At 39.1% G+C, this 26,897-nt stretch carries 27 protein-coding genes and 2 rRNA genes; 21 read left to right on the plus strand and 8 right to left on the minus strand.

What is annotated here, in order from left to right; all coding sequences use genetic code 11:
* Together QL995_RS20825 and rrf are read left to right on the plus strand one after the other, a co-directional pair.
* A 23S ribosomal RNA gene (locus tag QL995_RS20825) occupies window positions 1-105 on the plus strand; the annotation flags it as partial.
* Window positions 106-311: 206 nt separating this feature from the next.
* Window positions 312-426: ribosomal RNA gene (gene rrf / locus QL995_RS20830) — 5S ribosomal RNA — on the plus strand.
* Window positions 427-1,213: 787 nt separating this feature from the next.
* On the opposite strand, the gene QL995_RS20835 is transcribed toward rrf, so the two are convergent.
* The 4 genes from QL995_RS20835 to hslR form a co-directional block, all read right to left on the minus strand.
* Window positions 1,214-2,323 (minus strand): PepSY-associated TM helix domain-containing protein, encoded by a 1,110-nt coding sequence (locus QL995_RS20835; RefSeq protein ID WP_290294983.1) that lies wholly within the window; start codon window positions 2,321-2,323, stop codon window positions 1,214-1,216.
* Window positions 2,324-2,506: 183 nt separating this feature from the next.
* Window positions 2,507-4,045, minus strand: coding sequence for a phosphoenolpyruvate carboxykinase (locus QL995_RS20840; RefSeq protein ID WP_165723013.1), 1,539 nt, complete (start codon window positions 4,043-4,045; stop codon window positions 2,507-2,509).
* Window positions 4,046-4,312: 267 nt separating this feature from the next.
* Window positions 4,313-5,158 carry an Hsp33 family molecular chaperone HslO gene (gene hslO, locus QL995_RS20845; protein WP_007586592.1) on the minus strand — a complete coding sequence of 282 codons (846 nt, stop codon included), beginning with the start codon at window positions 5,156-5,158 and terminating at the stop codon, window positions 4,313-4,315.
* A gap of 12 nt (window positions 5,159-5,170) precedes the next feature.
* The gene (gene hslR, locus QL995_RS20850; protein ID WP_290294984.1) at window positions 5,171-5,593 is read right to left on the minus strand and encodes a ribosome-associated heat shock protein Hsp15; all 423 of its coding nucleotides are present in this window, start codon (window positions 5,591-5,593) and stop codon (window positions 5,171-5,173) included.
* A gap of 210 nt (window positions 5,594-5,803) precedes the next feature.
* Between hslR and gspC the strand changes: the two genes are divergently transcribed.
* From gspC to QL995_RS20915, 13 genes are all read left to right on the plus strand, one after another.
* Window positions 5,804-6,745 carry a type II secretion system protein GspC gene (gene gspC / locus QL995_RS20855; RefSeq protein WP_290294985.1) on the plus strand — a complete coding sequence of 314 codons (942 nt, stop codon included), beginning with the start codon at window positions 5,804-5,806 and terminating at the stop codon, window positions 6,743-6,745.
* 23 nt (window positions 6,746-6,768) lie between these two features.
* Window positions 6,769-8,832 carry a type II secretion system secretin GspD gene (gene gspD, locus QL995_RS20860; RefSeq protein ID WP_010555416.1) on the plus strand — a complete coding sequence of 688 codons (2,064 nt, stop codon included), beginning with the start codon at window positions 6,769-6,771 and terminating at the stop codon, window positions 8,830-8,832.
* Window positions 8,825-10,390 (plus strand): type II secretion system ATPase GspE, encoded by a 1,566-nt coding sequence (gene gspE / locus QL995_RS20865; protein ID WP_010555415.1) that lies wholly within the window; start codon window positions 8,825-8,827, stop codon window positions 10,388-10,390. The genes gspD and gspE overlap by 8 nt, the downstream gene beginning before the upstream one ends.
* A gap of 2 nt (window positions 10,391-10,392) precedes the next feature.
* The gene (gene gspF, locus QL995_RS20870) at window positions 10,393-11,628 is read left to right on the plus strand and encodes a type II secretion system inner membrane protein GspF (RefSeq protein ID WP_002962033.1); all 1,236 of its coding nucleotides are present in this window, start codon (window positions 10,393-10,395) and stop codon (window positions 11,626-11,628) included.
* Window positions 11,629-11,709: 81 nt separating this feature from the next.
* Window positions 11,710-12,132, plus strand: a complete 423-nt coding sequence (gene gspG, locus QL995_RS20875; RefSeq protein WP_007586585.1) for a type II secretion system major pseudopilin GspG — start codon at window positions 11,710-11,712, stop codon at window positions 12,130-12,132.
* 49 nt (window positions 12,133-12,181) lie between these two features.
* Window positions 12,182-12,769: a prepilin-type N-terminal cleavage/methylation domain-containing protein gene (locus tag QL995_RS20880; RefSeq protein WP_010555414.1), complete on the plus strand. Its 588-nt coding sequence runs from the start codon at window positions 12,182-12,184 to the stop codon at window positions 12,767-12,769.
* A complete protein-coding gene (gspI, locus tag QL995_RS20885; RefSeq protein ID WP_002962039.1) occupies window positions 12,769-13,143 on the plus strand; it encodes a type II secretion system minor pseudopilin GspI in 375 nt (124 codons plus the stop codon). The genes QL995_RS20880 and gspI overlap by 1 nt, the downstream gene beginning before the upstream one ends.
* Complete coding sequence (gene gspJ, locus QL995_RS20890) at window positions 13,144-13,782, plus strand: type II secretion system minor pseudopilin GspJ (RefSeq protein WP_002962041.1); 639 nt, start codon at window positions 13,144-13,146, stop codon at window positions 13,780-13,782. It abuts the gene before it with no gap.
* Window positions 13,775-14,764: a type II secretion system minor pseudopilin GspK gene (gene gspK, locus QL995_RS20895; protein WP_197161887.1), complete on the plus strand. Its 990-nt coding sequence runs from the start codon at window positions 13,775-13,777 to the stop codon at window positions 14,762-14,764. Before gspJ ends, gspK begins: the two co-directional genes overlap by 8 nt.
* Window positions 14,761-15,969, plus strand: a complete 1,209-nt coding sequence (gspL, locus tag QL995_RS20900) for a type II secretion system protein GspL (RefSeq protein WP_024591438.1) — start codon at window positions 14,761-14,763, stop codon at window positions 15,967-15,969. The genes gspK and gspL overlap by 4 nt, the downstream gene beginning before the upstream one ends.
* A complete protein-coding gene (locus QL995_RS20905; protein WP_290294992.1) occupies window positions 15,966-16,439 on the plus strand; it encodes a type II secretion system protein M in 474 nt (157 codons plus the stop codon). The genes gspL and QL995_RS20905 overlap by 4 nt, the downstream gene beginning before the upstream one ends.
* Window positions 16,440-16,442: 3 nt before the next feature.
* Window positions 16,443-17,201: a type II secretion system protein N gene (locus QL995_RS20910; RefSeq protein WP_007586576.1), complete on the plus strand. Its 759-nt coding sequence runs from the start codon at window positions 16,443-16,445 to the stop codon at window positions 17,199-17,201.
* 22 nt (window positions 17,202-17,223) lie between these two features.
* Window positions 17,224-17,811, plus strand: a complete 588-nt coding sequence (locus tag QL995_RS20915) for a UPF0149 family protein (protein WP_007586574.1) — start codon at window positions 17,224-17,226, stop codon at window positions 17,809-17,811.
* A gap of 27 nt (window positions 17,812-17,838) precedes the next feature.
* Here QL995_RS20915 and QL995_RS20920 read toward each other — a convergent pair whose 3' ends face one another.
* Both QL995_RS20920 and QL995_RS20925 read right to left on the minus strand, forming a co-directional pair.
* Window positions 17,839-18,045, minus strand: coding sequence for a hypothetical protein (locus QL995_RS20920; protein WP_007586570.1), 207 nt, complete (start codon window positions 18,043-18,045; stop codon window positions 17,839-17,841).
* Window positions 18,045-18,404: a hypothetical protein gene (locus QL995_RS20925; RefSeq protein ID WP_007586569.1), complete on the minus strand. Its 360-nt coding sequence runs from the start codon at window positions 18,402-18,404 to the stop codon at window positions 18,045-18,047. The genes QL995_RS20920 and QL995_RS20925 overlap by 1 nt, the downstream gene beginning before the upstream one ends.
* 288 nt (window positions 18,405-18,692) lie before the next feature.
* On the opposite strand from QL995_RS20925, the gene ccoG reads away from it, so the two are divergent.
* The 4 genes from ccoG to QL995_RS20945 all read left to right on the plus strand — a co-directional run bounded on the left by ccoG (window position 18,693) and on the right by QL995_RS20945 (window position 22,497).
* On the plus strand, window positions 18,693-20,123 hold the full coding sequence (gene ccoG, locus QL995_RS20930) for a cytochrome c oxidase accessory protein CcoG (RefSeq protein ID WP_007586568.1): 1,431 nt from the start codon (window positions 18,693-18,695) through the stop codon (window positions 20,121-20,123).
* Window positions 20,124-20,209: 86 nt separating this feature from the next.
* Window positions 20,210-21,184 (plus strand): serine/threonine protein kinase, encoded by a 975-nt coding sequence (locus tag QL995_RS20935; RefSeq protein ID WP_010555410.1) that lies wholly within the window; start codon window positions 20,210-20,212, stop codon window positions 21,182-21,184.
* 34 nt (window positions 21,185-21,218) lie between these two features.
* On the plus strand, window positions 21,219-21,842 hold the full coding sequence (locus tag QL995_RS20940; protein WP_007586563.1) for a thiol:disulfide interchange protein DsbA/DsbL: 624 nt from the start codon (window positions 21,219-21,221) through the stop codon (window positions 21,840-21,842).
* 16 nt (window positions 21,843-21,858) lie between these two features.
* On the plus strand, window positions 21,859-22,497 hold the full coding sequence (locus QL995_RS20945; protein WP_010555409.1) for a thiol:disulfide interchange protein DsbA/DsbL: 639 nt from the start codon (window positions 21,859-21,861) through the stop codon (window positions 22,495-22,497).
* A 66-nt stretch (window positions 22,498-22,563) separates the two neighbouring features.
* On the opposite strand, the gene trmA is transcribed toward QL995_RS20945, so the two are convergent.
* Complete coding sequence (gene trmA, locus QL995_RS20950; protein ID WP_121954891.1) at window positions 22,564-23,661, minus strand: tRNA (uridine(54)-C5)-methyltransferase TrmA; 1,098 nt, start codon at window positions 23,659-23,661, stop codon at window positions 22,564-22,566.
* A gap of 162 nt (window positions 23,662-23,823) precedes the next feature.
* Between trmA and QL995_RS20955 the strand changes: the two genes are divergently transcribed.
* Together QL995_RS20955 and murI are read left to right on the plus strand one after the other, a co-directional pair.
* Window positions 23,824-24,963 (plus strand): DUF5610 domain-containing protein, encoded by a 1,140-nt coding sequence (locus QL995_RS20955; protein WP_007582856.1) that lies wholly within the window; start codon window positions 23,824-23,826, stop codon window positions 24,961-24,963.
* Between the two features lie 65 nt (window positions 24,964-25,028).
* Window positions 25,029-25,829: a glutamate racemase gene (gene murI / locus QL995_RS20960; RefSeq protein ID WP_007582858.1), complete on the plus strand. Its 801-nt coding sequence runs from the start codon at window positions 25,029-25,031 to the stop codon at window positions 25,827-25,829.
* Here the strand turns inward: murI and QL995_RS20965 are convergent.
* Window positions 25,792-26,271: an RNA-binding protein gene (locus tag QL995_RS20965; RefSeq protein ID WP_007582860.1), complete on the minus strand. Its 480-nt coding sequence runs from the start codon at window positions 26,269-26,271 to the stop codon at window positions 25,792-25,794. The two genes, murI and QL995_RS20965, sit on opposite strands and share 38 nt — an antisense overlap.
* Between the last annotated feature and the right edge of the window lie 626 nt (window positions 26,272-26,897).

Raw genomic sequence — 26,897 nt, forward strand, 5'->3', positions numbered from 1 at the left:
AAGTCTCTGAAGGGCCGTTGAAGACTACAACGTTGATAGGCAAGATGTGGAAGTGGTGTGAGCCATTAAGCTAACTTGTACTAATTACCCGTGAGGCTTAACCATACAACGCCAAACGCGTTTTATGCGACAGTTTAGACAGAAGTTAATATAACTAAAGTAGATATTACTTAGAAAGACTTAAAAAATATTATCAGATATTTTCCAAATTCAAGAGGTGACTCTTAGCGCGTAGCGTTAACATTGAGGCACCTTGCGCAAAGAAAATGGTAGCACTACGTGCTTGTCATTGATTCTTTGCACCTAATTTGCTTGGTGACAATAGCGTTTTGGACCCACCTGATCCCATGCCGAACTCAGTAGTGAAACGAAACAGCGCCGATGATAGTGTAGCATTTGCTATGTGAAAGTAGGACATTACCAGGCTTCAAATTGTAGAAAGCCCGAATCTAACGATTCGGGCTTTTTTACGTCTGCAGAAAAGTGAAATGTGCGCAATTAACACACTCACATCAATACCTAGCACGTAAGTCGGGCGAGCGCAGCGACTCCCGACGCAATGATAGTGTAGCATTTGCACTGTTGCTCTCCACCGCTGTGGGCACTATGACATCACCAGGTTTTAAATTGTAAAAAGTGAAATGCGCGCAATTAACATACACTCACATCAACACCTATCACGTAGGGCGGACGTAGCGACTACCGACGTTAAAATCACAGCAAAAACCCTTAATATCTCAGTCGGCCAATAAATTAGCATTTGTTACGTGACTCTCCACCGCTGTGGGTATCGTGACATTACGCAGGCTTCACATTTTAAAGAGCCTTGCTCTAACTATTCAGTAGCCTATTAGACGTTGTCATTAGGTATATAGCTTTATTTACAGACACTAGTAAGCAATTAATTGGGGGGCACTATTGTGCGCTAAGTTTACCTAAGTGACTTACCGCATTACATCTGTAACTAACTGTAGTTTTAGCGCGTGCAGAATAAATACACATACCTGATAATTATACTAATCGGCAATAATACCAAATCAATTTGGTGGATTGAACTTGACGTTAATTGCGTTAGAAATTTCTGATATACGATTGCATGGATACAGAAGGTTGAGCAACTTAGGAGTAATTGGCGAGAACAACGAAATAAAGAAATTTTTGACCTCAAATAGATCATTTAACTAGGGAGATTGGCGTAAAGTTTATTTTATTTTTATATTCTCTTGGTTCTAACTAACCACCTATATACGCCAATAAAGAACAATGCAGCAGGTCCAAAGCCACTCAGCACCCAAATGACTTTTAAAATGTTACCGCCAATGCTGCCGTCATGTAGAGGGTGTATCCAGTTTTTTATTTTACTAGCCGTACTTTGCTTATCTATATTAAACACGCTCTCTAACTTTCCTGTAAGTGCATTAACCTCTATATAGCTATGTGGAAAGCGATACGAAGGATCGTTTACAGTTTGAAATCTTAATCTGTAAATAGCATTTAAGTTTGAGGGTGTTTCAATCCAAGCTAAACGCGTATTCGGTAATGCTTTTTCAGCTATTAATACCGCTTGTGATAAAGGAATATTGGTTTGTTTACTCGGTTGAATTTGTGTTTTTGGTGGAGAGTTTATATCGCTAACTAGAGCGGTTAATATAGGATCTGTTTGTTTTGGAATAGCGAGCATAACACCTGTAACAGTTAAAGCTAGTAGCGGTATGCAGAAGGTTAAACCAATTAGTTTATGCCAGTCGTATAGCAAACCTATTTTAGAGCTACGAGATTTAAATTTTAGTGCCTTTACCCACTGCCCAGGCTTTGGAAACCAAGCAAAGAATCCAGAGATAAGAAGAACTATTGAGGCTATGCCTATATAGCCAACAACGAGAGTGCCCGTTGCTCCTGTTAGTAATGAAAAATGTAAGTTGTACATCCAAGTTACTAAGTATTTTCCCCAATAGTTTTTACGTATTACTTTATCACTACTGCTAGATAGCCATACCATTAAGGGAGCAAAGCCTTGCTCTTTTGTTTCTACTGGATTGTAGTATCGCGCGGGAATTACTGAGTTTATACCTGTGTTTTCTAATCGCCATGGCCCTTGCTTTGAAGGGAAATTGGCTCTTAGCGTATTATATGCTTGATCCCAATCAGGTGGTTTTGTATTAGTGGTAGTGTCATTAATTGGATTTAACAGTGAGTCTATTTGTGGGTAATAAACTAATACGGAGCCAGAAAGGCTAATAATAGCAAGTAAAACACCTACCGATAGACCTAAGTATAAATATAACCGCCTGAATATTTTTCGCCATGAAAGCTTTAGTGTCATTAATTAAATAGTCGTAATGAGTAATGCAGGTTTATTGGGCATTAAAGAATGATTAATTACGCGGTATATTATATGGTTTTTTGATATGAGTTGTGCGGCATTTTGTCGCACTTATTAAATTAGATATTTAGAAAGTAAAACGCCAGCCCTTGGCTGGCGTTAAAGTACAAGCTTGAAGCTTATTTAAGCTTTAGGTCCTGCATTTTTTATATCGTCTGATACGTCATACTTAGCAAAGTTTTCAGTGAAGTCTGCGGCAAGTTTTGCTGCATATTCATTGTACTTAGCTTTATCTTCCCACGTATTAATAGGATTAAGTAAGTTAGTATCTACACCTGGAACTGCTACCGGTACATCTAGGTTTAAAACATCAATGTGCTGAGTTTCAACACCCGCTAATTTACCAGATACGATTGCATCAATTACTGCACGAGTAGTTGGGATATCAAAACGTTTACCTGTGCCGTAAGGGCCGCCAGTCCAACCTGTATTCACAAGGTACACTTTAGCGCCAAACTCGCGTACACGCTTCATAAGAAGCTCAGCGTAAACACCAGCAGGGCGTGGGAAGAATGGTGCGCCAAAACATGTCGAAAATGTTGATTCAATATCGCTAGTTGAACCAATCTCAGTAGAACCAACTTTTGCTGTGTATCCACTTAAAAAGTGAAAAGCAGCAGCTTCTTCGCTAAGAATAGAAACCGGTGGTAATACACCGCTTACATCACAAGTTAAAAATACAACAGCCTTAGGTTCGCCTGCGCGGTTTTCTACTTTACGTTTTTCAACGTGTTCAAGTGGATATGCTGCACGGCTATTTTGAGTAAGGCTAGTATCGTTAAAATCTGGAACGCCTTTTTCATCTAACACTACATTTTCTAAAATAGTGCCAAAGCGGATAGCATTCCAAATTACAGGTTCATTCTTTTGTGACAGGTCGATACATTTTGCATAACAACCGCCTTCAATATTAAACACGCTTCCAGGTGCCCAGCCGTGCTCGTCATCACCAATTAGAAAGCGAGTAGGGTCTGCTGAAAGTGTTGTTTTACCCGTACCAGATAAACCGAAGAATAATGCTGTATCGCCTGCTTCACCAACATTAGCAGAACAGTGCATTGGTAATACACCTTTTGCTGGTAGTAGGAAGTTTTGTACAGAAAACATCGATTTTTTCATTTCACCGGCGTAACGCATACCTGCTAGTAATACTTTACGCTGTGCAAAGTTAATAATGACGGTGCCATCGCTATTTGTGCCATCACGTTCTGGCTCACATACAAACGAAGGAACGTTCATTACTTGCCATTGTGGTAAGTTTGAAGCGTTATAGTTCTGCGGTACGATAAACATGTTTTTGGCAAAAATATGGTGCCACGCTGTTTCTGTAGTTACAACTACAGGTAGATAATGCTCAGGGTCTGCGCCAACTTCTAGGTGAGAGGTGAAGTGGTCATTACTTTGAACATGTGATTCTACGCGAGCCCATAATGCGTCAAATTTGTCTGCATCAAATGGACGATTAACGTTGCCCCATTGAATATCATTTTGAGTTGTCGCTTCTTGAACAATAAAACGATCTTTTGGTGAACGACCAGTTCGTTTTCCTGTAATTGCAACAAAAGCACCATTTGCGGCTAAAGTACCTTCGCCACGGCGGATCGCATGCTCGACAAGTTCAGCTGCGGTTAAATCGACAAAACGTGTAGCGCCTGTAGTCATGTTTATACCTAACTATGTGTGAGAGTTTGAACGGATAGCTCTGGGGTTATCAGTGCCCTTAAACTGAAATTATAGTAACAGAAGGTTTTAAGATATTCGAGCCCGTAAAGCCTCTAAAAACACATATATTTAAGAAAAAACATGAATAATTTCAATGATACCGGTGTCATGAAATTAGCAGAAAAGATGACACCGGTATCATCTTTTTATAATATAAAACCGCATATTTTGCGGCTTTAATTACTATATACAGATGAAGCTGAACATTTAGTTGAAAATGCTTTTTATATCTTGTTCGTTAAAAACATACTCTTTTAAACAGTAATGACAGTTAATATTAACAGACCCTTTCTCAGCTACGTCTTTGAGTAGTTCTTCTTGTCCAATATTAACAAGTGCAGTAATTGTTTTATCACGACTACAACCACATTTGAATTTAATCGCTTGAGGTTCAAATACGCGAGGATTATCTTCGTGATAAAGGCGTGTAAGGACAGTATTAGCATCAAGGTGTAATAGTTCTTCATCTTTAATGGTGTTACTTAATGCTTCTAGGTGTGCAAAGTCTTCAATTGATTTTTGTTTATCAACTGGGAGTACTTGTAAAAATAGACCACATGCTTTTGCGCTACCTTCTGTTGTGTCGGTTGCAAACCAAAGGCGTGTTTTTAATTGCTCTGACTGCTCAAAGTAACTTTCGATACATTCACTCAGAGTATCATGCTCTAGCGGAACTATACCTTGGTAACGTTCACCCTTACTTGGTGTAATAGTGATCACCATATAGCCTTGACCAATAAGCTCTTTTACAGTTGTGCCCGTAATTTCGCTTTGCAGGCGTGCAATACCACGCATGTTTTGTTTATCATCACCATTTATAACTGCATATTTAACTGGGCCATCACCTTGAAGCTGTACTGCAATTTCACCTTCAAACTTTAAAGTGGCGGTTAATAAACAGGTTGCAACAAGTAACTCACCTAGTAATGCTTTAACAGGGTCTGGGTAATTATGGTCGGCAATCATTTCATTATAAGCATTCTCGATTTGTACGAGTTCGCCACGAACATCTAGTTCGTTGAATAAATAACGGTGAAGTAAATCTTGTTGCATGAGCGGCTATACCTAACTTGATTTCATTTTTAAAAGTTCGCGTCTTTGCTTTTTATCCGGTTTTTTATCCGGATGAGGAGCAAAAAAGCTGTTATTTTTGCGTGCGATGCTGTTTTCTTCGCGTTTAGCAATACTTGCATCAGATTCTTGATACATGGTCTGTGCAATGGGGGCGCTTTGACGTTTTTCAAGCACTGAGAGTATAGTTATCAGCTTTTCATCTACGCCCTGAGCCAGTTTTACTTTTGCGCCAACGTCTACTATTTTACTCGCTTTTGTACGTTGGCCATTATAATGTACTTTGCCGCCTTGCACCATTTCGCGTGCAACTGCGCGAGTTTTATAAAATCGCGCAGCCCATAACCATTTATCTAATCGAACTTTTAACCCATCTACAGGGTCTGAGCTGGTATTAGCATAACTTTTTTTACTCATAAGGCATTTCCCCACGTTTTTATGGCTTAAAATTTATCATGAAATCATCGTAGGATGAAGGTATTACAACGGCAGTTTACTTTTTGTACTGTTATGTAAAGTTAATTTAATCTGTTTACAAAGTTTAATATTAGTGTGCTTGTTGAAAGAAAAATGAAAGGGTACTATGGGTACGCGCTAACGCAGTAAATTAAAATAAGAACACTATTTATGGAACAGCAAATCCAACAACTAAAACAATTTTTAACTCGTTTACCGCATGCTAAATTAAGTGCATTAGTGACACTGTTAGTTGTTGTTTATATTGCATTTTTATTATCAAAGCTTGTTTGGCTTTTGTGGCCAAAACCACCAGTAACTCTACTTACCCCTACTCATTATGCTAACCAGTCATCTGGTGCGAGTAACAACTCAGCGCAGCATATTATTGAGCAATTTTTATTTGGTAAAAAAACTGTAACAAACAACAATAATACTGCAAAGCAATCGCAGGTAATAAATAATGCGCCAGAAACGCGCTTAAGTATCAATTTAACCGGTATCGTAGCGGTTAATAACGATGACAAAGCAGGTATCGCAATTATTGAATCACAAGGTAAGCAAGTAAGCTATCTTGTTGATGAAGTAGTATCGGGTACGCGTGCTGAAGTTGCACAAATATTGCCGGATCGTATTATTTTGAGTGTTAATGGACGCTTTGAAACATTAATGCTTGATGGACTCGATTTCAGTAAAAAAGTATCTATGCCTGTACTCGCTGCGCGTGATGATTCTGAAATGGGTCCGCAAAAATTAGAACCAAGTGATCTACAAATAGATGCCACTGCAGATCCGGACGTTAAAGAAGCAATTATAGAAACACGTGAAGAGTTACTCGAAGAGCCGGGCAAGCTATTTGACTATATACGTGTTTCACAAGCCATGAATGATGGTGAGCTAATTGGATATCGCTTAAGTCCAGGTAAAGAGCCTGAGCTGTTTAAGCAAATGGGTTTAAAAAATAACGATTTAGCCATTTCTATAAATGGCTATCAATTAACAGATTTAAAACAGGCTATGTCAGCTATTAATGAGCTGCGTAATAGTACAGATGCCAATATCACTATAGAACGTGATGGTGAACAAATTGATGTGCAATTTAGTCTGCAATAATTTAGCTTTGGAGTTTTAATACGATGGTTCAGGTGCTACACCTCAAAAAAATTAAAAAAGGGTTAGCTAAGTACGCAGCACTTTTTTTGGCGGCAAGTATTTCTTTGTCTGTTTCTGCTGTTGAATATGCTGCTAACTTTAAAGGGACTGATATCAACGAGTTCATTAATATTGTTGGTAAAAACCTTAATAAAACAGTCATTATTGACCCTAACGTACGCGGAAAGGTAAATGTTCGCAGCTATGAGTTAATGGACGAGGCACTTTATTATCAGTTCTTCTTAAATGTATTGGAAGTTTATGGCTACTCAGCTGTTGAAATGGACAATGGCATAATTAAGGTAGAAAAAAGTTCAGACGCTAAAAAATCAAATGTGCCACTTATTGACGAAGGTAATGAAGCTAGCGGCGACATGATGATTACACGTGTTGTACGTGTTAAAAATGTAAGTGTGCAGGAGCTTGGTCCTCTAGTTCGTCAATTTAGCGATCAAAAAGATGGTGGCCACGTTGCTAACTTTAATGCGGCTAACGTAATGATGCTAACAGGTCATGCTGCATCGGTTAATCGCTTAGTTGAGATTATTCGCTCTGTTGATCAGGCGGGTGACAAGCGTGTAGACATCGTTAAGCTTAAATATGCGACGGCAGATGATGTTGTCTCTGTGGTAGATAATATTTATAAAGACAGCGGTAAAGGCAGTGTACCTGAATTCTTAATTCCAAAAGTTGTGGCTGATGGCCGAACTAATAGCGTTATTGTAAGCGGTGAAGGCCAAGCCCGTACACGTGCTATTGAACTAATTAAGCGCTTAGATGGTGAGTTAGAAAGCCAAGGTAATACTAAGGTGTTTTACCTAAATTATGCTAAAGCTGAAGATTTGGTCAAAGTATTGCAGGGTGTTAGTAAGTCACTTGTTGAAGATGCACAAGGCGGTACTACTAAAACTCGTAGCAGAAGCAATAATGAAAGCAGTATAGAGTCTCACCCAGACTCAAACTCATTAATTATTACCGCACAGCCAGACACAATGCGATCACTTGAATCAGTAATTGAACGCCTTGATATCCGCCGTGCCCAAGTGCTAGTTGAAGCCATTATTATTGAAGTAATGGAAGGCGACGGGGTTAACTTAGGCCTGCAGTGGATTTCTGAGCAGGGCGGTATGCTGCAGTTTAACAACGGCACTACGGTTCCCGTGGGCTCGTTAGCTGTTGCTGCAGAGCAAGCACAAGATGTAACTGTTACTAAAAATATAATAGGAACTGAATCAGGTACGGTAACGCCGTATACGGAAACAACAGAAGGTGACTATGGTCCATTAGCCTCTTTACTTAGTGGTATTAATGGTTTAGCGCTGGGCGTTGTTAAAAATGATTGGGGTGCAATTATTCAGGCTGTTGCCACTGATACAAATTCAAATATATTGGCTACCCCTTCTATTACTACAATGGATAACGAAGAAGCCTCTATTTTAGTCGGTCAAGAAGTGCCTATTATTACAGGCTCACAAACAGGCAGTAATAATGCTAACCCATTTCAAACAGTTGAGCGTCAAGAAGTAGGTATTAAGCTGGTAGTTACGCCACAGATTAACGATGGCTCTGCAGTACAGCTTACTATTGAGCAAGAAGTATCGAGCGTAAGTGGTGCAACTGCGGTTGATATTTCAGTAAATAAGCGTTCAATTAAAACCACGGTAATGGCCGATGATGGCGGCATGGTTGTACTTGGCGGTTTAATTGACGAAGACGTACAAGAAAGTGTTTCTAAGGTGCCGTTATTAGGCGATATCCCTATTTTAGGACACCTGTTTAGATCAACAAATACAACGCGCCGTAAGCGTAATCTTATTGTGTTTATTCGCCCAACCATTATTCGTGATGGTGTAAGCATGAATAAGTTAAGCTTTAATAAATATAACTTTATTCGTGGTGAGCAGTTTAAACAAAAAGAAGACGGTATTGAGTTAATGCCAATGACTGATACGCCTATTTTACCTGAGTGGAATGACGAATTAGTACTTCCCCCTACGTATGAAGAGTCTCTGCGTAAACAAAATGCACAAGAGCGTAAAGATGACTAATGCGATTCAAGAGATAAACCAAGATGTGGTTCATCCTAAAACGCATAATCAGGATGAGCTATTAACGAGTGATGTGTTAGTTGAGTTACCAGCAAAGCGTTTGCCGTTTTCCTATGCAAGACGTGCAGGTGTGTTGCTTGGTAAAAACAAAGATCACCGTATAGTTTACTACCGTGGTGAGCTAGACGTGGAAGTACTATTAGAAGTACGCCGTATCGCAGGCCATGGTTTTACACTTGAGCAATTGGCTGATGATAAATTTGAGCTATTGCTTGAAGCGTCATACCAACGTGATAGCTCTGAAACACAACAAATGATGGAAGATATTGGCAACGAGGTTGATTTATTCTCACTTGCTGATGAACTTCCGCAAACTGAAGATTTACTAGCTGGTGACGATGATGCGCCAATAATCAAGCTTATTAACGCCATGCTAAGTGAAGCGATTAAAGAAGGGGCTTCTGATATTCATATCGAAACCTTCGAACAAGAGCTTGTTATTCGCTTTAGGGTCGATGGCGTGCTTAAAGAAGTACTTAAGCCTAATCGTAAACTTGCATCGTTACTTGTGTCTCGTATTAAAGTAATGGCTAAGCTTGATATAGCCGAAAAACGCATTCCACAAGATGGCCGTATTAGCTTACGTATTGCCGGGCGTGCAGTTGATGTGCGTGTGTCTACAATGCCATCGAGCTTTGGTGAGCGTGTAGTACTGCGTTTACTTGATAAAAACAACGCGCGTTTAAACCTTGAAGATTTAGGTATGACCGCAGATAACCGTGCATTGTTTTCAGATTTAATTAGTAAACCCCACGGCATTATTTTAGTAACAGGGCCAACGGGCTCTGGTAAAAGTACCACTCTATATGCTGGTATGAGCCAAATTAACTCACGCGATCGCAATATTCTTACCGTTGAAGATCCGATAGAGTACGAAATTCCAGGCATTGGGCAAACACAAGTTAATGCAAAAGTTGATATGACATTTGCACGTGGTTTACGTGCAATATTACGCCAAGATCCTGATGTAGTAATGGTGGGTGAAATACGCGACCTTGAAACTGCGCAAATTGGTGTTCAAGCGTCACTTACCGGCCACCTTGTTATGTCTACTCTGCATACTAATACCGCATCGGGTGCAATTACACGTATGGAAGATATGGGTGTTGAACCATTCTTACTTTCATCGTCGTTACTCGGTGTGTTGTCGCAACGCTTAGTCCGTACGTTATGTAATACCTGCAAAGAAGGTCACACGGCTGATGAGCATGAATGCCAGCTGTTAGGGGTTCCTTTTGAAAGCCAACCGACAATTTATCGAGCAGTAGGGTGTGAAGAGTGTAACTTTAATGGCTATCGTGGTCGTACGGGTATTCACGAGTTACTTGTAGTTGATGAAACAATACGCGAAATGATTCACAACGGTAAAGGCGAGCAAAGCGTAGAGAAATACATTCGTAAGCGCAGCCCAAGTATTCGCCAAGATGGTTGTAGCCGTGTACTTGTAGGTAAAACAACACTTGAAGAAGTATTGCGTGTTACCCGTGAGGAAGGTTAACTATGGCGGCGTTTGAATACCGTGCCTTAGATGGCCGAGGTAAAGAAAAAAAAGGCATTTTAGAAGCCGATACAGCTAAACAAATTCGCCAAACTTTACGTGATCAAAAACTTACGCCGCTTGAAGTTGTCCCTGCGGCGCAAAGTGATAAACAAGTCAAAGGCGAAAAAGCCCCTTTACTCGGTGGCTTTTTTAAGCCGACAATTTCAACCTCAGACTTAGCATTAATTACAAGGCAATTAGCAACACTTATTCAATCGGCACTTCCTGTTGAAGGCGCTGTTATGGCGGTTGCTGAGCAATGCGAAAAGCCGCGTTTAAAGCGGATGCTTATGTCGGTACGCTCAAAAGTAGTCGAAGGTTACACCCTTGCCGATGGTCTTAGTGAGTTTCCTCATGTTTTTGACGACTTATATCGTGCAATGGTAGCCGCAGGCGAAAAGTCCGGTCACCTTGACCAAGTACTTAATCGTTTAGCCGACTATACCGAGCAGCGCCAACATATGCGTAGCCAAATAACTCAGGCTATGGTTTACCCTATTATTTTAGTGGTATTTGCAATTGGTATTGTGTCGGTATTGCTTGGTACTGTAGTACCAAAAATATTAAAAACGTTTGAAAAAACAAAACAAGTACTTCCTTGGACAACCGAATGGGTTATGGCAGGCAGCCATTTTGTACAAAATTATTGGTTTATTAGTTTAATAGCTATTACAGCTATAGCCATTGGTATTAAGCATGCACTTAAACAGCCTAAAATACGTTTTTGGTGGGATGACCGAGTGCTACATATGCCAGGTATAGGTAAAGTGGCTCGTGGTATTAACACCGCACGTTTTGCGCGTACTTTAAGTATTTTATCGTCAAGCTCGGTACCATTGCTCGAGGGGATGCGTATCTCGGGCGGTGTATTAATTAACGAAAAAATTAAAAAAGCGGTTGCAGATGCATCCGATAGAGTGAGTGAGGGTGCAAGCTTAAGAGCTGCACTTCAGCAAACTAAGTTGTTTCCACCAATGATGCTGCATATGATAGCAAGTGGTGAAAAATCAGGTGAACTAGAGCAAATGTTAGAGCGTGCTGCAAATAACCAAGATCGCGAATTTGAGAGCATGGTTAATGTGTCGCTTAAACTACTAGAGCCTGCGATGATCGCCTCAATGGCGGTTATTGTATTATTTATAGTAATGGCAATATTGCAGCCAATAATGGCGATGAATAAAGCTGTTGGACTTTAAGTTAGAATAAACTTTTAAATATATTAATGGTTTTACCTAAACCATTTTTACTTAATGTTTTTAGAATAATGAGGTAATTACGTGAATAAACAATCAGGTTTTTCTTTACTAGAAGTGATGGTGGTACTGGTTATCATCGGAATGATTATGTCAATTGTTGCACCTAACATTATGGGTCAGCAAGAAGAGGCTGCTATCGATAAAGCGCATCTAGATATTCAACAATTAGAAGATGCAATGAGCTTATACAAGCTTAAAAATAAGAGCTACCCAAGCACAGAGCAAGGTCTTGAAGCGCTAGTTACTCAAACAAGCATTGAACCGGTTCCAAAACGTTTCCCTGACGGTGGTTTTATTAATGAATTACCAGAAGATCCATGGGGTAATCTATATCAGCTAATTAGCCCAGGTGAAATTGGCAAGTTTGATATTTTTTCTATGGGCCCAGATGGTGAAGTAGGTACTGATGATGATATCGGTAACTGGGACGAAGAAAAACAATAATGCTTAAGTACACTGCTTTGTATGAACATGTTAATTCTAGAGGCTTGCTATGAAAGCAAGCCTTAAGCAGCGCCATGCAAAAAGCAGAGGCTTTAGTTTAATAGAAATTTTAGTGGTATTAGTGATCATCGCTTTTGCTACAAAAATGGTGGTATATAGCTTAGAAGGCGGTGCTGAGGAAGAGTTAGATACTCAAGCATTAAGGCTGCATACCACCATTAACATGGCATCGGAATTTGCCATTTTAAACCAAGTTGAATTGGGCTTATTAGTAGAAGAAAATACGTTAGAGTATTTAGTTTTCGATGGTGAAAAGTGGATTACCTTTGACCGTGAAGATCTTTTTAAACCAATAGAGTTAGATGAAAGATTAAAGCTCACGCTTAACTTAGAAGATTTAGCGTGGGCGCAAGATAACCTCTTAGAGCAATCTAACTGGCGCGAGCTTATGAGTGGCGGCGATGAAGACAGCTTACTTGAGCTTAAAAAGTTGAAAATCCCACAAGTACTTATTTTGTCATCAGGTGAGGTAAGCGCGTTTCAACTTATATTAGAGTTAAAAGAGCAAAGCGAGCCTGTGTATTACATTGAAGGTGAATTTGCTGCACCAGTAAACTTTCGCCGAGAGCCAGAATAATGAAGCGCACTAAAGGGTTTACTTTATTAGAGGTGTTAGTGGCATTAAGTATTTGTGCCATGGCGGGTATAGCTGCAATGCAAGCAACAAGCGAGCACATACACCACTTAACGACTATTGAAGAGCAAACCTATGCATCTTGGGTCGCCGAAAACGTTATTATTGAACAGCGTACTAAAGGCGAACAATGGCAAGGTAAAAATAACCTTAAAGGCAGCGAAGTAATGGGCGGTGTTGAATGGTTTTGGCAGCAAGAAGTAACAGCTACTGCTGACAAAAGCTTTGTTAAGTTAACCATAAATGTTTTTACGGATGAAAAATATGAGCATTCGGCATATGAGTTATCAACGTATCTCAATAAAGGCAAAAAGTAAGTGAAGCAGCGCGGGTTTACATTACTTGAAGTTATGGTAGCACTGGGTATTTTAGCTTTTGTTATTATTGCTACTCATCAAATACTCGAGACGACAACAAGAGCAAAAGATGCCTCCGATGAAAAAATTGCTGAGTTAAATGGGCTGCAAACAACATTTAGGTTAATGGATCAAGATTTTAGCCAAATGACCAAACGTGCAGTACGAAATGAATCTGGTGATGTTCAAGAACAATATTTACTTGCTGGTCGTTACGTTTTAGAAAGCCAATACGATGGTATTGCGTTTGTACGAGATGGCTGGATAAATCCAATTAATTTATTGCCACGTTCAGAACTACAAGCCGTTGGTTATAGAGTGATAGACGATAACCTTGAGCGTGTTTATCGGGTTTATGTTGATCAGCTCGATAATATGGAACCGCGAGTTCAACGTGTACTAGAAAATGTTGAAGAACTTAAGTTTGAGTTTTTGGATGATAAAAACGAATGGCAAGAACAGTGGGAAATTAAAGCTCTCCCTAAAGCGGTTGCTGTTACTTTGCAACAAATAGAAGCAGAGCCAATTCGTCGTGTATTTTTAGTTCCTGGGCAAGGCAAAGTTGTTGCGACACAAACTACGGATGTGAATAATGGTTAAGCAGCAATCATCGCGCGGCGCAGCACTTGTTATTGTTTTATTTATTGTGGCATTAGCGGCTATTTTAGCAGTAGAAATGAGTGCTAATTTAATGGTTCAAGTGCAAAAAAGTACAAACTTGCAAGGTCACCAACAAGCTAAATGGTACGCCTACGGTGCAGAAGAGCTTGCTATTAAAGGGCTAATACAAAGTAAAAAAGATGATGCCGATAAAACAACACTCGATCAAGTGTGGGCAACTCAAGGTGATGCTTCATACCCTGTTGATAACGGCACGTTAAGTGGCAAAATTACAGATTTACAAGCATGTTTAAATTTAAATGCTTTAGCCATAGCGCCAGAAGAAAATAGCGCAAGTAAAACAAACCCTGCACACAAAGCGCTCTTTGCATTACTTGAAAACATTGAAGATTTACCTGCTGACGAATCAGAAGAAACGATGGCAGATAGTGTATTTGATTGGCTTGATGAGAACAGTATTACATATCGCTCAGGCGCAGAAGAAGACGAGTACTTATCACGAGATTTTCCGTATATGACAGCCAATAGTTTATTTGCATCAACATCGGAATTACGCTTGGTTAAGGGCTTCAACCCATTAGTGATGGAAAAAGTACTGCCATATGTATGTGTAATACCAGGCAGTACGCTTTTATCTATTAACGTAAATACATTAATCCCAGAGCAAGCACTTATACTCAGTGCCTTAATAGAGAGCTTGAGCTTATCTGGTGCAGAGGCTGTGATAGGTGCAAGACCGCAAACTGGCTTTGACACCATCGATGAATTTTTTGAACAGGTGAAGCAACAAGGCGGTACTAATACCGACTCAGTCAAAAGTTTATTTAGTATTAAAAGCGAATATTTTAAATTACAAACGCAGGCAAATTTTGTCGACCTGCGTTTTTCGATGACCACATTACTGCACGCTAAAGACGGTGACGTAACGATACTGGCGCGAAAATTTGGAGGCGTACAGTGACAGAAATACTGTTGATCCGCACGGGTCAAACCGAGCAAGAATTGCTTAATTGGTTAATTTACTCACCACAAGAACAAGAAATAATAGCCAGTGGCGAGTTACCAAATGCAGAGCATTTAAGTGAGCTAAGCGAAAAAGCACTTACCCGAGAAGTGGTCGTGTTGTTACCCAGTGATCAAGTGCAATTAAAAACGGTCGCTTTGCCAACAAAATGGAATCGCAAGCTTGAGCAAGCATTGCCATACATGCTTGAAGAAGACATAGCATGTGACGTAGATGAACTGTTTATAGCAGTAGCGCAGCCGACAATGCTTGGTGAGCAACATGCAATTCGTGTAGCAATGACAGACCGTGAATGGTTTGAACAATGGCTCGCATTATTTGTAGAGCATAATCTATCAGTATACAGAATATTACCCGATGCTTTGTTGTTACCGCTTGCAGATGATGGCGCAGTTACCGCTATCGAGCTCAATAACCAATGGTTATTTAAGCAGGGGCAATGGCATATAGGTGCGGTTGAATCTAGTTGGTTAAATGGCTACTTAACAGCCATGGGTAATCCTGATATTAAGCATTTTAGCCCAGCTAGTCAGTTTCCAGAAAGCGTTAACTTACAAGCGCAAACGAGTGAGTACGACTTACCTCTAGCATTATTTGCAAAGCAGTTAGATAGCGTTAACTTTAACTTACGCCAAGGTATGTATCAGCTTAAAAAACAAAGCGCTTTATGGTGGGGTTACTGGAAAGGCGCCGCAATTATAGCAAGTGTTGCATTGGTTTCTACTATTACAATAAAAGCTATTGAGTTACACCAACTTAATACACAAGTAGAAGTAGCTAAAGCTCAAGTAGTCGACAGATACCAAAAAGCATTCCCAGGAACTAAAGTTCGCCCCAATCTAATTAAAAGCCAAATTAAAGGCGCGTTAGATAAAGTGCAAGGCTCAAGTGAGTCGGGCTTTTTAGACTTAACGACTAATTTGGTTGATGTATTTTCGCAAGTCAGCGAATTTACACCTGAAACACTTCGTTATGACAAACGTCGCAATGAGCTCCGCATTCGTGCACGTGCTAAAGACTTCCAAACCTTTGGTAAAGTAAAAATCATACTTGAAAAACAAGGTTTAACTGTTGAGCAAGGGTCTTTAAATAATGACGGTGATTATGTCGTTGGTGAAATTAAACTGCGAGGTGCAGTATGAAAAAGCAGTTAATACAACAATGGCGCTCGCTTAAAGAGCAAGAACAACAATTGGTAATGGTCGCTGGTGGCGTGTTTATTATTTTTGTTTTAGTAATGGGAATATTTAGACCATTAAATAATGCGATAGAAAAGGCACAGCAATCTCAAATTAAACAACAAGAGCTATTAGCTTGGGTTGATGACAGTATTGTTAAGCTAAAGGCTGCGGGTAACACCAGTGTTGCTAGCAATGCAAACTTAAGCCAAATTGTTAATTCTACACGTGGGCGCCATCAAATAAGTATTAGTAAAATGCAGCCAAGTAGTGATTCGCTACGTTTGACGCTCGACTCTGTAGAATTTAATCAGTTAATAGAATGGCTAGATGAGCTAGTAAATCAGCATGGTTTAAAAATTGAAAACTTAGATTTGAGCCGCGATGATAAATCAGGCTATGTGCGTGTAAGCCGTTTAGTATTAGAGAATTAATTAATGAAAAAAATAATAACGTTATCGGCTGTCTTTTTAATTAGTTTTATTGTGTTTTGTATTATTAAATTACCAGCACATATTGCACTAGATATAGCAAAACCGTACTTTCCAAAGCAATTAGAAGTAGGGCAAACTGTAGGCACTGTTTGGCAAGGTCAAATGATGCAAGTTCGTTTTGATGGTGAACAGTTAAATAATGTGCGCTGGGACATTGCTGGCTGGAAGTTATTTACAGGCAAGCTAAATGCGAATGTGAAGTTTGGTAATGCACGAGAGCGTAGTGATATCTCGGGTTATGCTGATGTAAGTTATGGGCTTTTTAATCAAGAAGTTAAAGTGACTGACGGCCTAGTGCGCTCAACAGTAGAGCGTGCAATGCAGCGCGTGCAGCTTCCCCTACCTGTAACCGCTAAAGGACGTGTAATTTTAGAACTTGATGAATACAGCTCAGGTGCACCTTATTGTGATTCACTAAAAGGTGAAATAGCGAGCCCTAATATTGACGTGCAAGGCTTAAATGGGTGGTTTAATATTGGCCCTCTGGCTGGTAAGTTAAGCTGTAAGTCGGGCGATATTGCTATATTAATTGACCCAGATAATACGCTTGGCCTTGAGGCAGATGCTACACTTAAAGCTAATTTCGACTTTAGTGTGGCAGGTTATGTAAAACCAGATGCTAGCTTACCTAAAGATGTACATGATGCGGTTAAATTTTTAGGCCGACCAGATAGCCAAGGTCGTTACCCGCTCAACTTTTAATGTTTGAATATAAAGAGTTTTAATGCAAATACCCCAATTTACTGAGCTGCACGCAAAGCAGCTCAGCACATTTTTAAATACCCAATCTCAAGCAATGACCCTTCAACAAAGCCAAGGCTATTTATTTGGCGTTATTTGTTCGCCCAATCCATTAGATGTGCATGAGTGGCTTGAGCAGATATTACCAAATACAGCTAATGATTTAGATGAAGAAGTACTTTTCTTGTTTATGGCGCTATATCATAAAATTAGTGAGCAAGTATTTGAAACAGGATACAAATTACCTAACACATTTGATGCTGAGTTTTGTAAGTCATGGAGTAAAGGTTTCTTAGTTGCAACCAAAGCTTACGCAGAGCCTTTGTTAAATGCACCGCAATTAGACACTGACTTTAAACAAGCATTAGAAAGTGCGTTAAGTACATTAAGCTTTTTTGCACTTGACCAGCTAGCAATAGCTCAGATTGCCAAACAAAATAACATGACTATAGAAGCCTTGTGTCAGTACCAATATGAATCAATGGGTGACTTTGCATTAGGGTTTGCTGAACTAATTGAAGTGGTCGCAATTAATAGCGGTTTGATAACCGACGAGAGTTGGGAAGAGTAATTATTAATACCAGGCGCTTAGTTTAATCTAAGTGCCTAGCTCTAATATAATATCCGTGCAGCCTTGTTTGCACTTTACTACGCCTTTACCAGGTTCACTGGTGGCTAAATTAAGTGTTAAAACCCCATTACACTTCTCACACTTTAACGTTTTGCCTTGTGCCAATTGCTTGAGCATATTGCGTTGTTTATGAAATGAGTCGCTTGCTTTTTTATTTAATCCTGAAAAATCCACTACTTTGCTCGCTTTTGCTCTAATGCTTCAGTCACTATTTTACATACTGTATTTAAACGATCGCCATAAAAATAAAGGTTTAAGTCACGTTCACGACAATAGCGTAGGTGAAATAACTGAACAGAGTCATCTGTTGTAAACGTTTTTTCTACGTACTCACCCTCAGATTCAGACAATTTAAGTTGAGTGCTGATTCTATTTTTAGCCATATTTGCAGCAGGGCTTCTGTTAACCTTACTTGCATCACTTAAAAAACCAATGCCTTCACCTAATAACCTTTCGCGAGGTTCTTTTATAAGCGGATGATCGATTGTAAAAAAGGCAAGGATCACAACTACCAAAATAATAAATTTTTTCATGGATACGTAAACCTTGATCTAAGTAGGGTTGAATTACCATGCAGTGTAATAAACTGCATTTTAAAAGCAAGTAACTGGGATGAATAAATTATTAGCGATCTATGCCAGTAATTTTAACCAACATTGTTATAATGGTTAACAGCAGTCAGATATTTCTGAAATATCTGAAAGTATTCGAGAAGGCAATTTATTAAAGTAAATCTGCCTAGCAAGTAACTTGCTAGCTTTAAGTATAGAGTACTTGAGTATTGCTGGATTTTTATTTCCAAGCGGCGTTGAGGAACTTCGATGGACAAGCAAATTAAAGTAAAGAATATCCCTGTAGAGGTGAAAATCCAAAAACCGGATTTAAGCCGTCAAGATGATAGGTTCAATCCCCGAAATCGTATTTATGTGCGTGCCGTAAAAGGCCTACATCAATTACTTAGGCAGCGCATTGGCTTTTTAGGCCTACTTGCGTTTATGTTACTTCCTTGGATTAATTTTAACGGCCAGCAAGCAGTACTGTTTGATCTAATTGGTCAAAAATACAATATTTTTGGTTTAACGCTATGGCCTCAAGATTTTACCATATTAGCGTTTATTTTTATGCTGGCAGCATTTGCGCTGTTTTTAGTGACCACCTTCTATGGACGGGTGTGGTGTGGCTACACATGTCCGCAAACTGTTTGGACCTTTATTTTTATTTGGTTTGAAGAAAAGCTTGAAGGCACAGCTAATCAGCGTAAAAAACTCGATCAAAGACCCATGAATTTTGATAAGTTTTGGCGTAAAACGGCAAAGCATACTAGTTGGGTATTGTTTTCGTTATATACCGCCATTTCTTTTGTGGGTTACTTTACGCCAATCAGAGAGTTACTTCCTGATTTTGTAACGTTTAACGTGGGTGGTTATGCACTAGTCAGTATTATTTTCTTTGCTGCGTGTACCTATGGTAATGCCGGTTGGATGCGTGAAATTATGTGTTTACACATTTGCCCTTACTCACGTTTTCAATCAGCTATGTTTGATAAAGATACATACACTGTAACGTACGACGAAAGCCGTGGTGAAAGCCGTGGTCCTCGTTCACGTAAAGTAGATCATGAAGATTTAGAGCTAGGCGACTGTATAGACTGTAACTTGTGTGTTCAAGTGTGCCCAACAGGTATTGATATTAGAAATGGGTTACAAGCTGAGTGTATTAACTGTGGTGCATGTATTGATGCGTGTGATGGCGTAATGGATAAAATGGAATACCCGCGTGGGCTTATTTCATATACGACAGAGCGAAACCTCGAAACCCCAGAAAATAAAACGAATCCACTACGAGCTAAAATCATTGGTTACACGGTCATACTTGTTGTGCTTACGGGAGCACTTGTAGCTAATATAGCGCTGCGTAAAACAATGGACTTTGATATCATTCGTGATCGAAACCAATTATATCGTGTCGATTTTGATGGTTTAGTAGAGAACACCTATACATTAAAGGTAATTAATAAAGCGCAGTACGAGCAAACCTTTAATATTAAAGTGCAAGGGTTAGATAACTTTAAGTATATTGGTAAGCAGTCATTTACTGTGCAGGCAGGGCAATCTCATAATGTGCCATTGTCGCTTGTAATGGACCCTTATGATTTGAAGGTGTCGATGACAGAGTTTAACTTTGTGCTTTCACCGGTAGATGAGCCGGATGAGACAATATCGCAGTCGAGTAACTTTTTTAAAGCGCGATAATCACAACCTACCTTAAATAGGTAAGTTGATATAGCAATTAACAAAAGCGGGTATATAACCCGCTTTTTATTTTATATAAGAAGAGTATGAGTAAATTTAGTTTTATTGACTTAACACCTGACCTAATACTCGATGCAATAGAAAGCGTAGGTGTGTACGCCGAATCTGGTTTGTTGGCACTCAATAGCTATGAAAACAGGGTGTACCAATTTAAAGCCGATGATGGCCTGCGTTACGTAGTGAAGTTTTATCGCCCAGAGCGCTGGAGTAAAGAGCAAATTCAAGAAGAGCATGACTTTGCATTTGAACTGGCAGAAGCGGAAGTGCCTGTTGTTGCCCCTATTTTATATAATGGGCAAAGCTTGTTTGAACACGAAGGTTATTTGTTTGTGTTGTTTCCAAGTGTAGGCGGGCGTTTATTTGAGGTTGATAACTTAGATCAGCTTGATGTAATGGGGCGTTTAATTGGCCGTATGCACCAAGTAGCTAAAACAAAGCCTTTTACTTATAGGCCAACAGTTACCTGCGAGGAGTATTTACATACAGCCAAAGTTCATCTTCAAAAAAGTAACTTAGTGCCTATGGGAATAAATACTGCCTTTTATACTATTTTAGATTTAGTGATAGAGCAGGCGCAAAAACAGTATAAAGATGTGCAAAGTATTCGCTTACATGGTGACTGCCACGTTGGTAATATTTTGTGGGCAGGTGATGCGCTAATGTTTGTTGATTTAGATGACAGCCGCCAAGGTCCTGCAATCCAAGATTTATGGATGATGCTCAGTGGCGATAGAGCGACGCAACTGTTACAGTTAGACACCCTTGTGAGTGCGTATGAAGAGTTTTGTGATTTTGATCACTCTCAACTCAAATTAATTGAACCGCTGCGAGCGATGCGTATTATCCATTATATGGGATGGGTAGCTAAACGATGGAGCGATCCTGCCTTTGTGCGGAACTTTACATGGTTTGCTGATGACAAATACTGGGAGCAACAAATTTTAGCACTGAAGGAGCAACTTGCAGCACTGCAAGAAGCACCGTTAAAGTTATTGCCGTAATATTTTATTTAAAGACAAGTACAACGAGATACAAATGCTTAAAAAATTAAAACTGAGTTTATTACTTTTATGTTTACCATTTGCAGCACTTGCTGCACAGTTTGAAGTTGATAATCAATACACTGTTATTGATGTGGACAAAAGTACATCACCACAAGTAACCGAGTTTTTCTCATTTTACTGTCCACATTGTTTTAAGTTTGAACCAGTAGCAAAAGCAATTGAACAAGGCTTGCCAGAAGGCGCGGAGTTTATTAAAAACCACGTGAACTTTTTAGGTGGCGTGTCGCCACAAGCACAAAGTAATTTAAGCTTTGCCTACTTAATTGCTAAGCAGCATGGTCAGGCGCAGAGTATTAGCGATCAAATTTTTAAAAGTATTCATGTTCAGCGTGCTCCTTTAACTGAAATGAAAGACGTTAAAAAATTACTTGAAGTAAACGGTATTGATAGCGCAACGTTTGATCAAGAAATTGCAAGCATGCCAGTTATTTCGGCTGAGCAAGCAATGCAAAACAAACAAAATAAATATTCAAAATTAGGCGCACTTACAGGTGTACCTACTTTTATTGTTAACGATAAATATAAAATAAACCTCAACACCATCAAAAATCAAAAAGAACTTGATGAGTTAGTAGCGTTTTTATTAGCACTATAAATTTCGGAGCATAATAATGATTAAATTAGTTAAAGCAGGTTTGCTTGCAGTACTACTTCCTATGGCGGCAACAAGCTTTGCAGCAACGTATGAAGAAGGCGTGCATTACGACGTTGTTTCTGAGCGCGCAACTAAAAAGCCAGAAATTAAAGAGTTTTTCTCATTTTACTGCCCTGCATGTAATAACATGGAAGCACTAATTGGTGAGTTTAAGCCTAAGCTTGATAAAAACGTTAAATTTAAAAAGAGCCATGTTGATTTTGTAGGTGTACGCGACCCAGAAAACCAACAGATGATGAGCCAAGCACTCGCTACTGCAGAAGTGCTTCCGCAAAAAGATAAAATTGTCTCTGCAATCTTTAATCATATTCATACAAAGCGCGCTAGTTTTAATGAGCTTGCAGATGTAAAAGATATATTTGTAGCGCAGGGCGTTGATGGCGATAAGTTTGATAAGCTGTTTAAAAGCTTCTCGGTACGTACGCTGAGCTCTAAAATGAAACGTGATCAAGACTACTTTAAAGAAAAAGGCGCACTACGTGGCGTACCTACATTTATTGTAAATGGTAAGTATAAATTAAACCTAGGTCGTGAGTCGGGTATTACTGAACCAGAAGATATTAGCAAACTGATTAATTACTTAGCTAACAAGTAAGTTTAGCTAAAACTAAAAAAGCTCCTACAAGGAGCTTTTTTTATGGGTAACGTTTACTGAGCGTATTTATTTGCGCTGCAAGAAAACACCCGACTCAATGTGATGTGTATATGGGAACTGATCAAATATAGCAAAGCGCTTAACGTTGTGCGTACGTGTTAAGTGATCAAGGTCACGCTCAAGGGTTTCAGGATTACACGATATATAAATTATGTTTTCGTAATTAGCCACTAAGTCACACGTTAATTCATCCATGCCCGCGCGTGGTGGATCAACTAATATGGTTTGGCAGTCATAGCTTTTAAGGTCAATACCATCTAAACGAGAGAAAGTACGCTCGCCATTCATTGCTTGAGTAAACTCTTCACTAGACATACGAATAATATCTAAGTTCTCTACGTTATTTTTAGCAATATTGTATTGAGCAGAGTGAACAGATGATTTTGATATTTCCGTCGCTAATACTTTATTAAAACAGCCCGCTAATGCAATTGAAAAGTTACCGTTACCACAATACAGTTCTAGTAAATCATTTTTAAGTGGTTTACATAAATCTTGTGCCCACTCCAGCATATTAATATTTACTTTTGCATTAGGCTGAGTAAAGCTATTTTCTACTTGTTGGTATATAAGCTCTTGACCATTAACTGTTAAACGTTCAGTTACAAAGTCATCACCTAGTACTTCTTTTTGTTTGCGAGCTCGGCCTATAAAGTCAATTTTGTATTTACTGCTAAGCTTTTCTTTCAGTGCTTTAATTTCACTTAACCATTCATCATCCAGTGGTTTGTGATAAAGCAAGCTTACTAAAATTTCACCGCTTAGCGTGGATAGGTAATCGATTTGAAATAACTTACGACGTAATATTTCACAAGGCTTAAGATGCTCAATCATCACCTGCATTATTTCACCAACTAGAGGCGCTGCTGGATCAAATGTATCAACACGGATTTTTTCTTTTGTTTGTTGATCAAACATAATGTGAAACAGATCGTCACCGTCGTGCCATACTCTAAATTCAGCACGTTGGCGGTAGTTAGTTGGCTCTGAGCTAAATACTTCTAGTTGCTCCACACCAAAACGTTGGAACTGTGCACTAATACGCTGCTCTTTTTCACTTAACTGCGTTTGGTACTGTGTGGTATCTATTTTAATAACTGCCATTAACGCTACTACCTTATCTAAGATCTGTTTATCGGCGCTATTGTAGGGAGCGCTGCGTATTTGTCTAGTTTTGGCTAGCATTTATGCTGTTTTATTGAACATTGTACTTTAGTTTTTATTGTTATAGCCGATAATAAACTACGCACGCTTAGGAGACGAATCATGAAAATAGGTAATTATGGCTTTACGCCAAACAACAACATCAATAAATTCAATAATAAAGCTGATATACAGCAACCTACAATTACGTCTCCTCAAGATAGCTATCAACAACGAGGCCGAGAGTTGGCCGCAAAGGTGCTTGGCGATAAAATGGCTGAGCAGCTTGGATTGCCTATCGCAGAAAAAAAAGCAGATAAACCACTATTTGATTTTGATGAAATAGTAAAAAACGTACTCGATTTTGTGAGTAGTGCTGTTAATAAAGCAAAAGCTAATGGCGCTGATGACGAAAAGCTCAAAGATATGTTAGGCGACGCGCGCAAAGGAGTCCAAATAGGGATTGACGACGCTGTTGATGAACTCAAAGGTACAGGTGTATTTAATGATGACATGGAAGAGGGGATTAATAAGTCCAAAGAGGGAATTTACAATGGGCTCGATAAGTTTGAAGAGTCGTTATTTAACCCACAACCTGCCAGCGTAAATATAAGCCAGGCTCAATATGTCAGTATGACGAGTAATGCAGAGTATAAATTTACCACCGCAGAGGGTGACGAGGTAAGTATTAGCTTTGCAGATGCATTTGAATCTCAGTCGGCAAGTGGCTATCAGCAAAACAGTAATAGCGAGTCGTTTGCAAGCTCATCATCGCAATCTCGACAGGTATCATTTTCGATGTCGGTTAATGGTGACTTAAATGAGCAAGAGCAAGAAGCTATTAATGCAATGATGGAAGACTTACAAGATTTAAGTAAAACCTTTTTTGGTGGTGATTTAGATGAAGCATTTGAACAAGCGCAAGAGCTGAGTTTAGACAGCGATCAGCTGGTGGCTTTTTCTATGGATTTACGCCAAACAAAAACAATAGCAACAGTTAAAAGCTATGAAGAATATAGACCAGCACCAGAAAAACAAGTAGCGGAGGGTTTAGCTCCTTTTAATGATGACCTTAAAAATGCTTTTGAAAAAGCGGGTGAGCTTGGATTACAAAATCAGCTAGCTGGCATTCTCCAATGGTTAAATCAAGATCAGGAGCAAATAGATAAGTTAGTGGATTACACAAAGTCTATGTTCGAAAACCTTAATCAGTTAAATTCGGCAGCCGACGAGCTTGCTGATTTAGAAACCACGCAAAGTTAAACTACTTTCTTTTATAAATACCTCATGGCAAACTGCCGTTCTTAAAGTAAAGTGGGAACGGTAGTTTGTCAGCGCATATAATGGTCTTTGATTCAGGTATTGGTGGAACTACTGTACTTGAGCATATAAAGCAAAGTATCCCCAATGCTCAGTACAGTTATTTTATGGATAATGCATTACTACCTTATGGTGCTCAATCCCAAAAAACAATCATTAACCGATTATGCTCACTTATTCATTTCATCAAAGCTAATACGCTTAATGTTGATTTAATTGTAATAGCGTGTAATACCGCTTCTACATCTGCACTTAGTGCTGTTCGCCAAATGACAGATATTCCTATAGTAGGTGTTGTGCCAGCAATAAAGCCTGCGGCAGAGTTAACACGTTCAAATCATATTGGCTTATTAGCCACACCGGCAACGGTCGCCAGTTCATACACTAAAACATTAATTACTGAGCATGCACGTAATGTAACCGTTAATCTATATAGCAGTGTGGAGTTAGTAACTTTAGCTGAGCAATACTTTTTTACAGAGTCTTTGGATACAAACAAGTTGCATCAAGTGCTTGATGACCTACATATAGATAAAACTATAGATGTACTTGTATTAGGATGTACGCACTTTCCAATATTAGCAGAGCCTATTAGTCAGTATTTTGAAGGGAATGTAAAACTACTTGATTCAGGTGTAGCGATAGCAAACAGAGTCAACTACCTACTTAACCAACTTAACTTCTGTGTGAATAAACTAACAGACATAAAAAAGCCGCTGCAATATTATGCAACGGCTGATGTGTTTAGCAATAAGCTAGCGGTAAAGCTAGTTACACTGACTGATCCGTCTCAGTACGTAGAGCATTAGAATCATCTTCTTGTTTTTGTTTTGCTTCACGTACCTTTAAAGTACGTTGTTGGAACTCGCTATCGTTCAAGTTAGCAATTGCATTGTCTGCATCAGCTTGCGCCATTTCAACAAAACCAAAGCCACGACGCTTGCCAGTATTCTTATCCTTTAATAAACGAACATTGAATACTTTGCCTTGTTCTTCAAATAATGCACGAACCACACCTTCGTTTGCACGATAAGGAAGGTTACCAACATAAAGCGTTTTTGTTTTAACTTCAGCTTCTTCAGTCACATCAGATGACATTGCAGCAATAGCAATCGCACCTATTAATAAACCAGCACCAAATAGTAATGCAGGGTTTAAAGCTAAGCCGCCTAAAGCGAACTCAACAACAACAAAACCAACTACAGCAAGAATAACAGAGAAGATAAAAGATTTTTGATCGGGTAATTTCATTTTAGATCTACCAATAAACAGGAAATAAACATTAATTTAACATTGTGAACTTGCTATCTTAACGTCTAAATCAAACATAGCAATGATATTTGTATTAAATAATAAATAAGAGCACAAAAAAGCATCATCTTAGGAAGGTTTTCATATGGTTTTACATGGTTTTGTTCTATTTTTGTTCGAACAGTAAAAAGATCTAAAAAAAGGGTTGATCTGTTTTCGGATCTCCCTATAATGCGACCCCACTGAGACGGGAAACGCCAACGCATAGCGAGGCACGAACTACTCAGAGAGTTAAATAAAACTTCGGTTTTAAATCTTCTAAAAAGAAAGTTTAAAACTAAGTGTTGACTCAAAAAATAAAGGGTGTATTATTCGCATCCCTTGAGACGCTAAAGCGACTCAAAACGTTCTTTAACAATATAAAGCAATCATCTGTGTGGGCACTCGTACAGATTGAGTTCTAACAGCCAACCTACTTACTCTTTATGAGTAATTAGCGAGGCAAACAAATTTAGAGTCTCAATTGAAAACTGAGTGACCAACAGAATAGTTATTTAGGTAATTATTCGGCACAGTCAATTCAATATCGAAAGATATTAAAATAAATTCAGAATTCATTGAGCTGT

This window comes from Pseudoalteromonas sp. APC 3358 (assembly GCF_030408075.1).
GTDB lineage: Bacteria > Pseudomonadota > Gammaproteobacteria > Enterobacterales > Alteromonadaceae > Pseudoalteromonas > Pseudoalteromonas arctica.

Coding starts and splice junctions, on each gene's coding strand:
- QL995_RS20835 (WP_290294983.1), bottom strand. CDS start 2,323: ATGACACTAAAGCTTTCATGGCGAAAAATATTCAGGCGGTTATATTTA.
- QL995_RS20840 (WP_165723013.1), bottom strand. CDS start 4,045: ATGACTACAGGCGCTACACGTTTTGTCGATTTAACCGCAGCTGAACTT.
- hslO (WP_007586592.1), bottom strand. CDS start 5,158: ATGCAACAAGATTTACTTCACCGTTATTTATTCAACGAACTAGATGTT.
- hslR (WP_290294984.1), bottom strand. CDS start 5,593: ATGAGTAAAAAAAGTTATGCTAATACCAGCTCAGACCCTGTAGATGGG.
- gspC (WP_290294985.1), top strand. CDS start 5,804: ATGGAACAGCAAATCCAACAACTAAAACAATTTTTAACTCGTTTACCG.
- gspD (WP_010555416.1), top strand. CDS start 6,769: ATGGTTCAGGTGCTACACCTCAAAAAAATTAAAAAAGGGTTAGCTAAG.
- gspE (WP_010555415.1), top strand. CDS start 8,825: ATGACTAATGCGATTCAAGAGATAAACCAAGATGTGGTTCATCCTAAA.
- gspF (WP_002962033.1), top strand. CDS start 10,393: ATGGCGGCGTTTGAATACCGTGCCTTAGATGGCCGAGGTAAAGAAAAA.
- QL995_RS20880 (WP_010555414.1), top strand. CDS start 12,182: ATGAAAGCAAGCCTTAAGCAGCGCCATGCAAAAAGCAGAGGCTTTAGT.
- gspI (WP_002962039.1), top strand. CDS start 12,769: ATGAAGCGCACTAAAGGGTTTACTTTATTAGAGGTGTTAGTGGCATTA.
- gspK (WP_197161887.1), top strand. CDS start 13,775: ATGGTTAAGCAGCAATCATCGCGCGGCGCAGCACTTGTTATTGTTTTA.
- QL995_RS20905 (WP_290294992.1), top strand. CDS start 15,966: ATGAAAAAGCAGTTAATACAACAATGGCGCTCGCTTAAAGAGCAAGAA.
- QL995_RS20910 (WP_007586576.1), top strand. CDS start 16,443: ATGAAAAAAATAATAACGTTATCGGCTGTCTTTTTAATTAGTTTTATT.
- QL995_RS20915 (WP_007586574.1), top strand. CDS start 17,224: ATGCAAATACCCCAATTTACTGAGCTGCACGCAAAGCAGCTCAGCACA.
- QL995_RS20925 (WP_007586569.1), bottom strand. CDS start 18,404: ATGAAAAAATTTATTATTTTGGTAGTTGTGATCCTTGCCTTTTTTACA.
- ccoG (WP_007586568.1), top strand. CDS start 18,693: ATGGACAAGCAAATTAAAGTAAAGAATATCCCTGTAGAGGTGAAAATC.
- QL995_RS20935 (WP_010555410.1), top strand. CDS start 20,210: ATGAGTAAATTTAGTTTTATTGACTTAACACCTGACCTAATACTCGAT.
- QL995_RS20940 (WP_007586563.1), top strand. CDS start 21,219: ATGCTTAAAAAATTAAAACTGAGTTTATTACTTTTATGTTTACCATTT.
- QL995_RS20945 (WP_010555409.1), top strand. CDS start 21,859: ATGATTAAATTAGTTAAAGCAGGTTTGCTTGCAGTACTACTTCCTATG.
- trmA (WP_121954891.1), bottom strand. CDS start 23,661: ATGGCAGTTATTAAAATAGATACCACACAGTACCAAACGCAGTTAAGT.
- QL995_RS20955 (WP_007582856.1), top strand. CDS start 23,824: ATGAAAATAGGTAATTATGGCTTTACGCCAAACAACAACATCAATAAA.
- QL995_RS20965 (WP_007582860.1), bottom strand. CDS start 26,271: ATGAAATTACCCGATCAAAAATCTTTTATCTTCTCTGTTATTCTTGCT.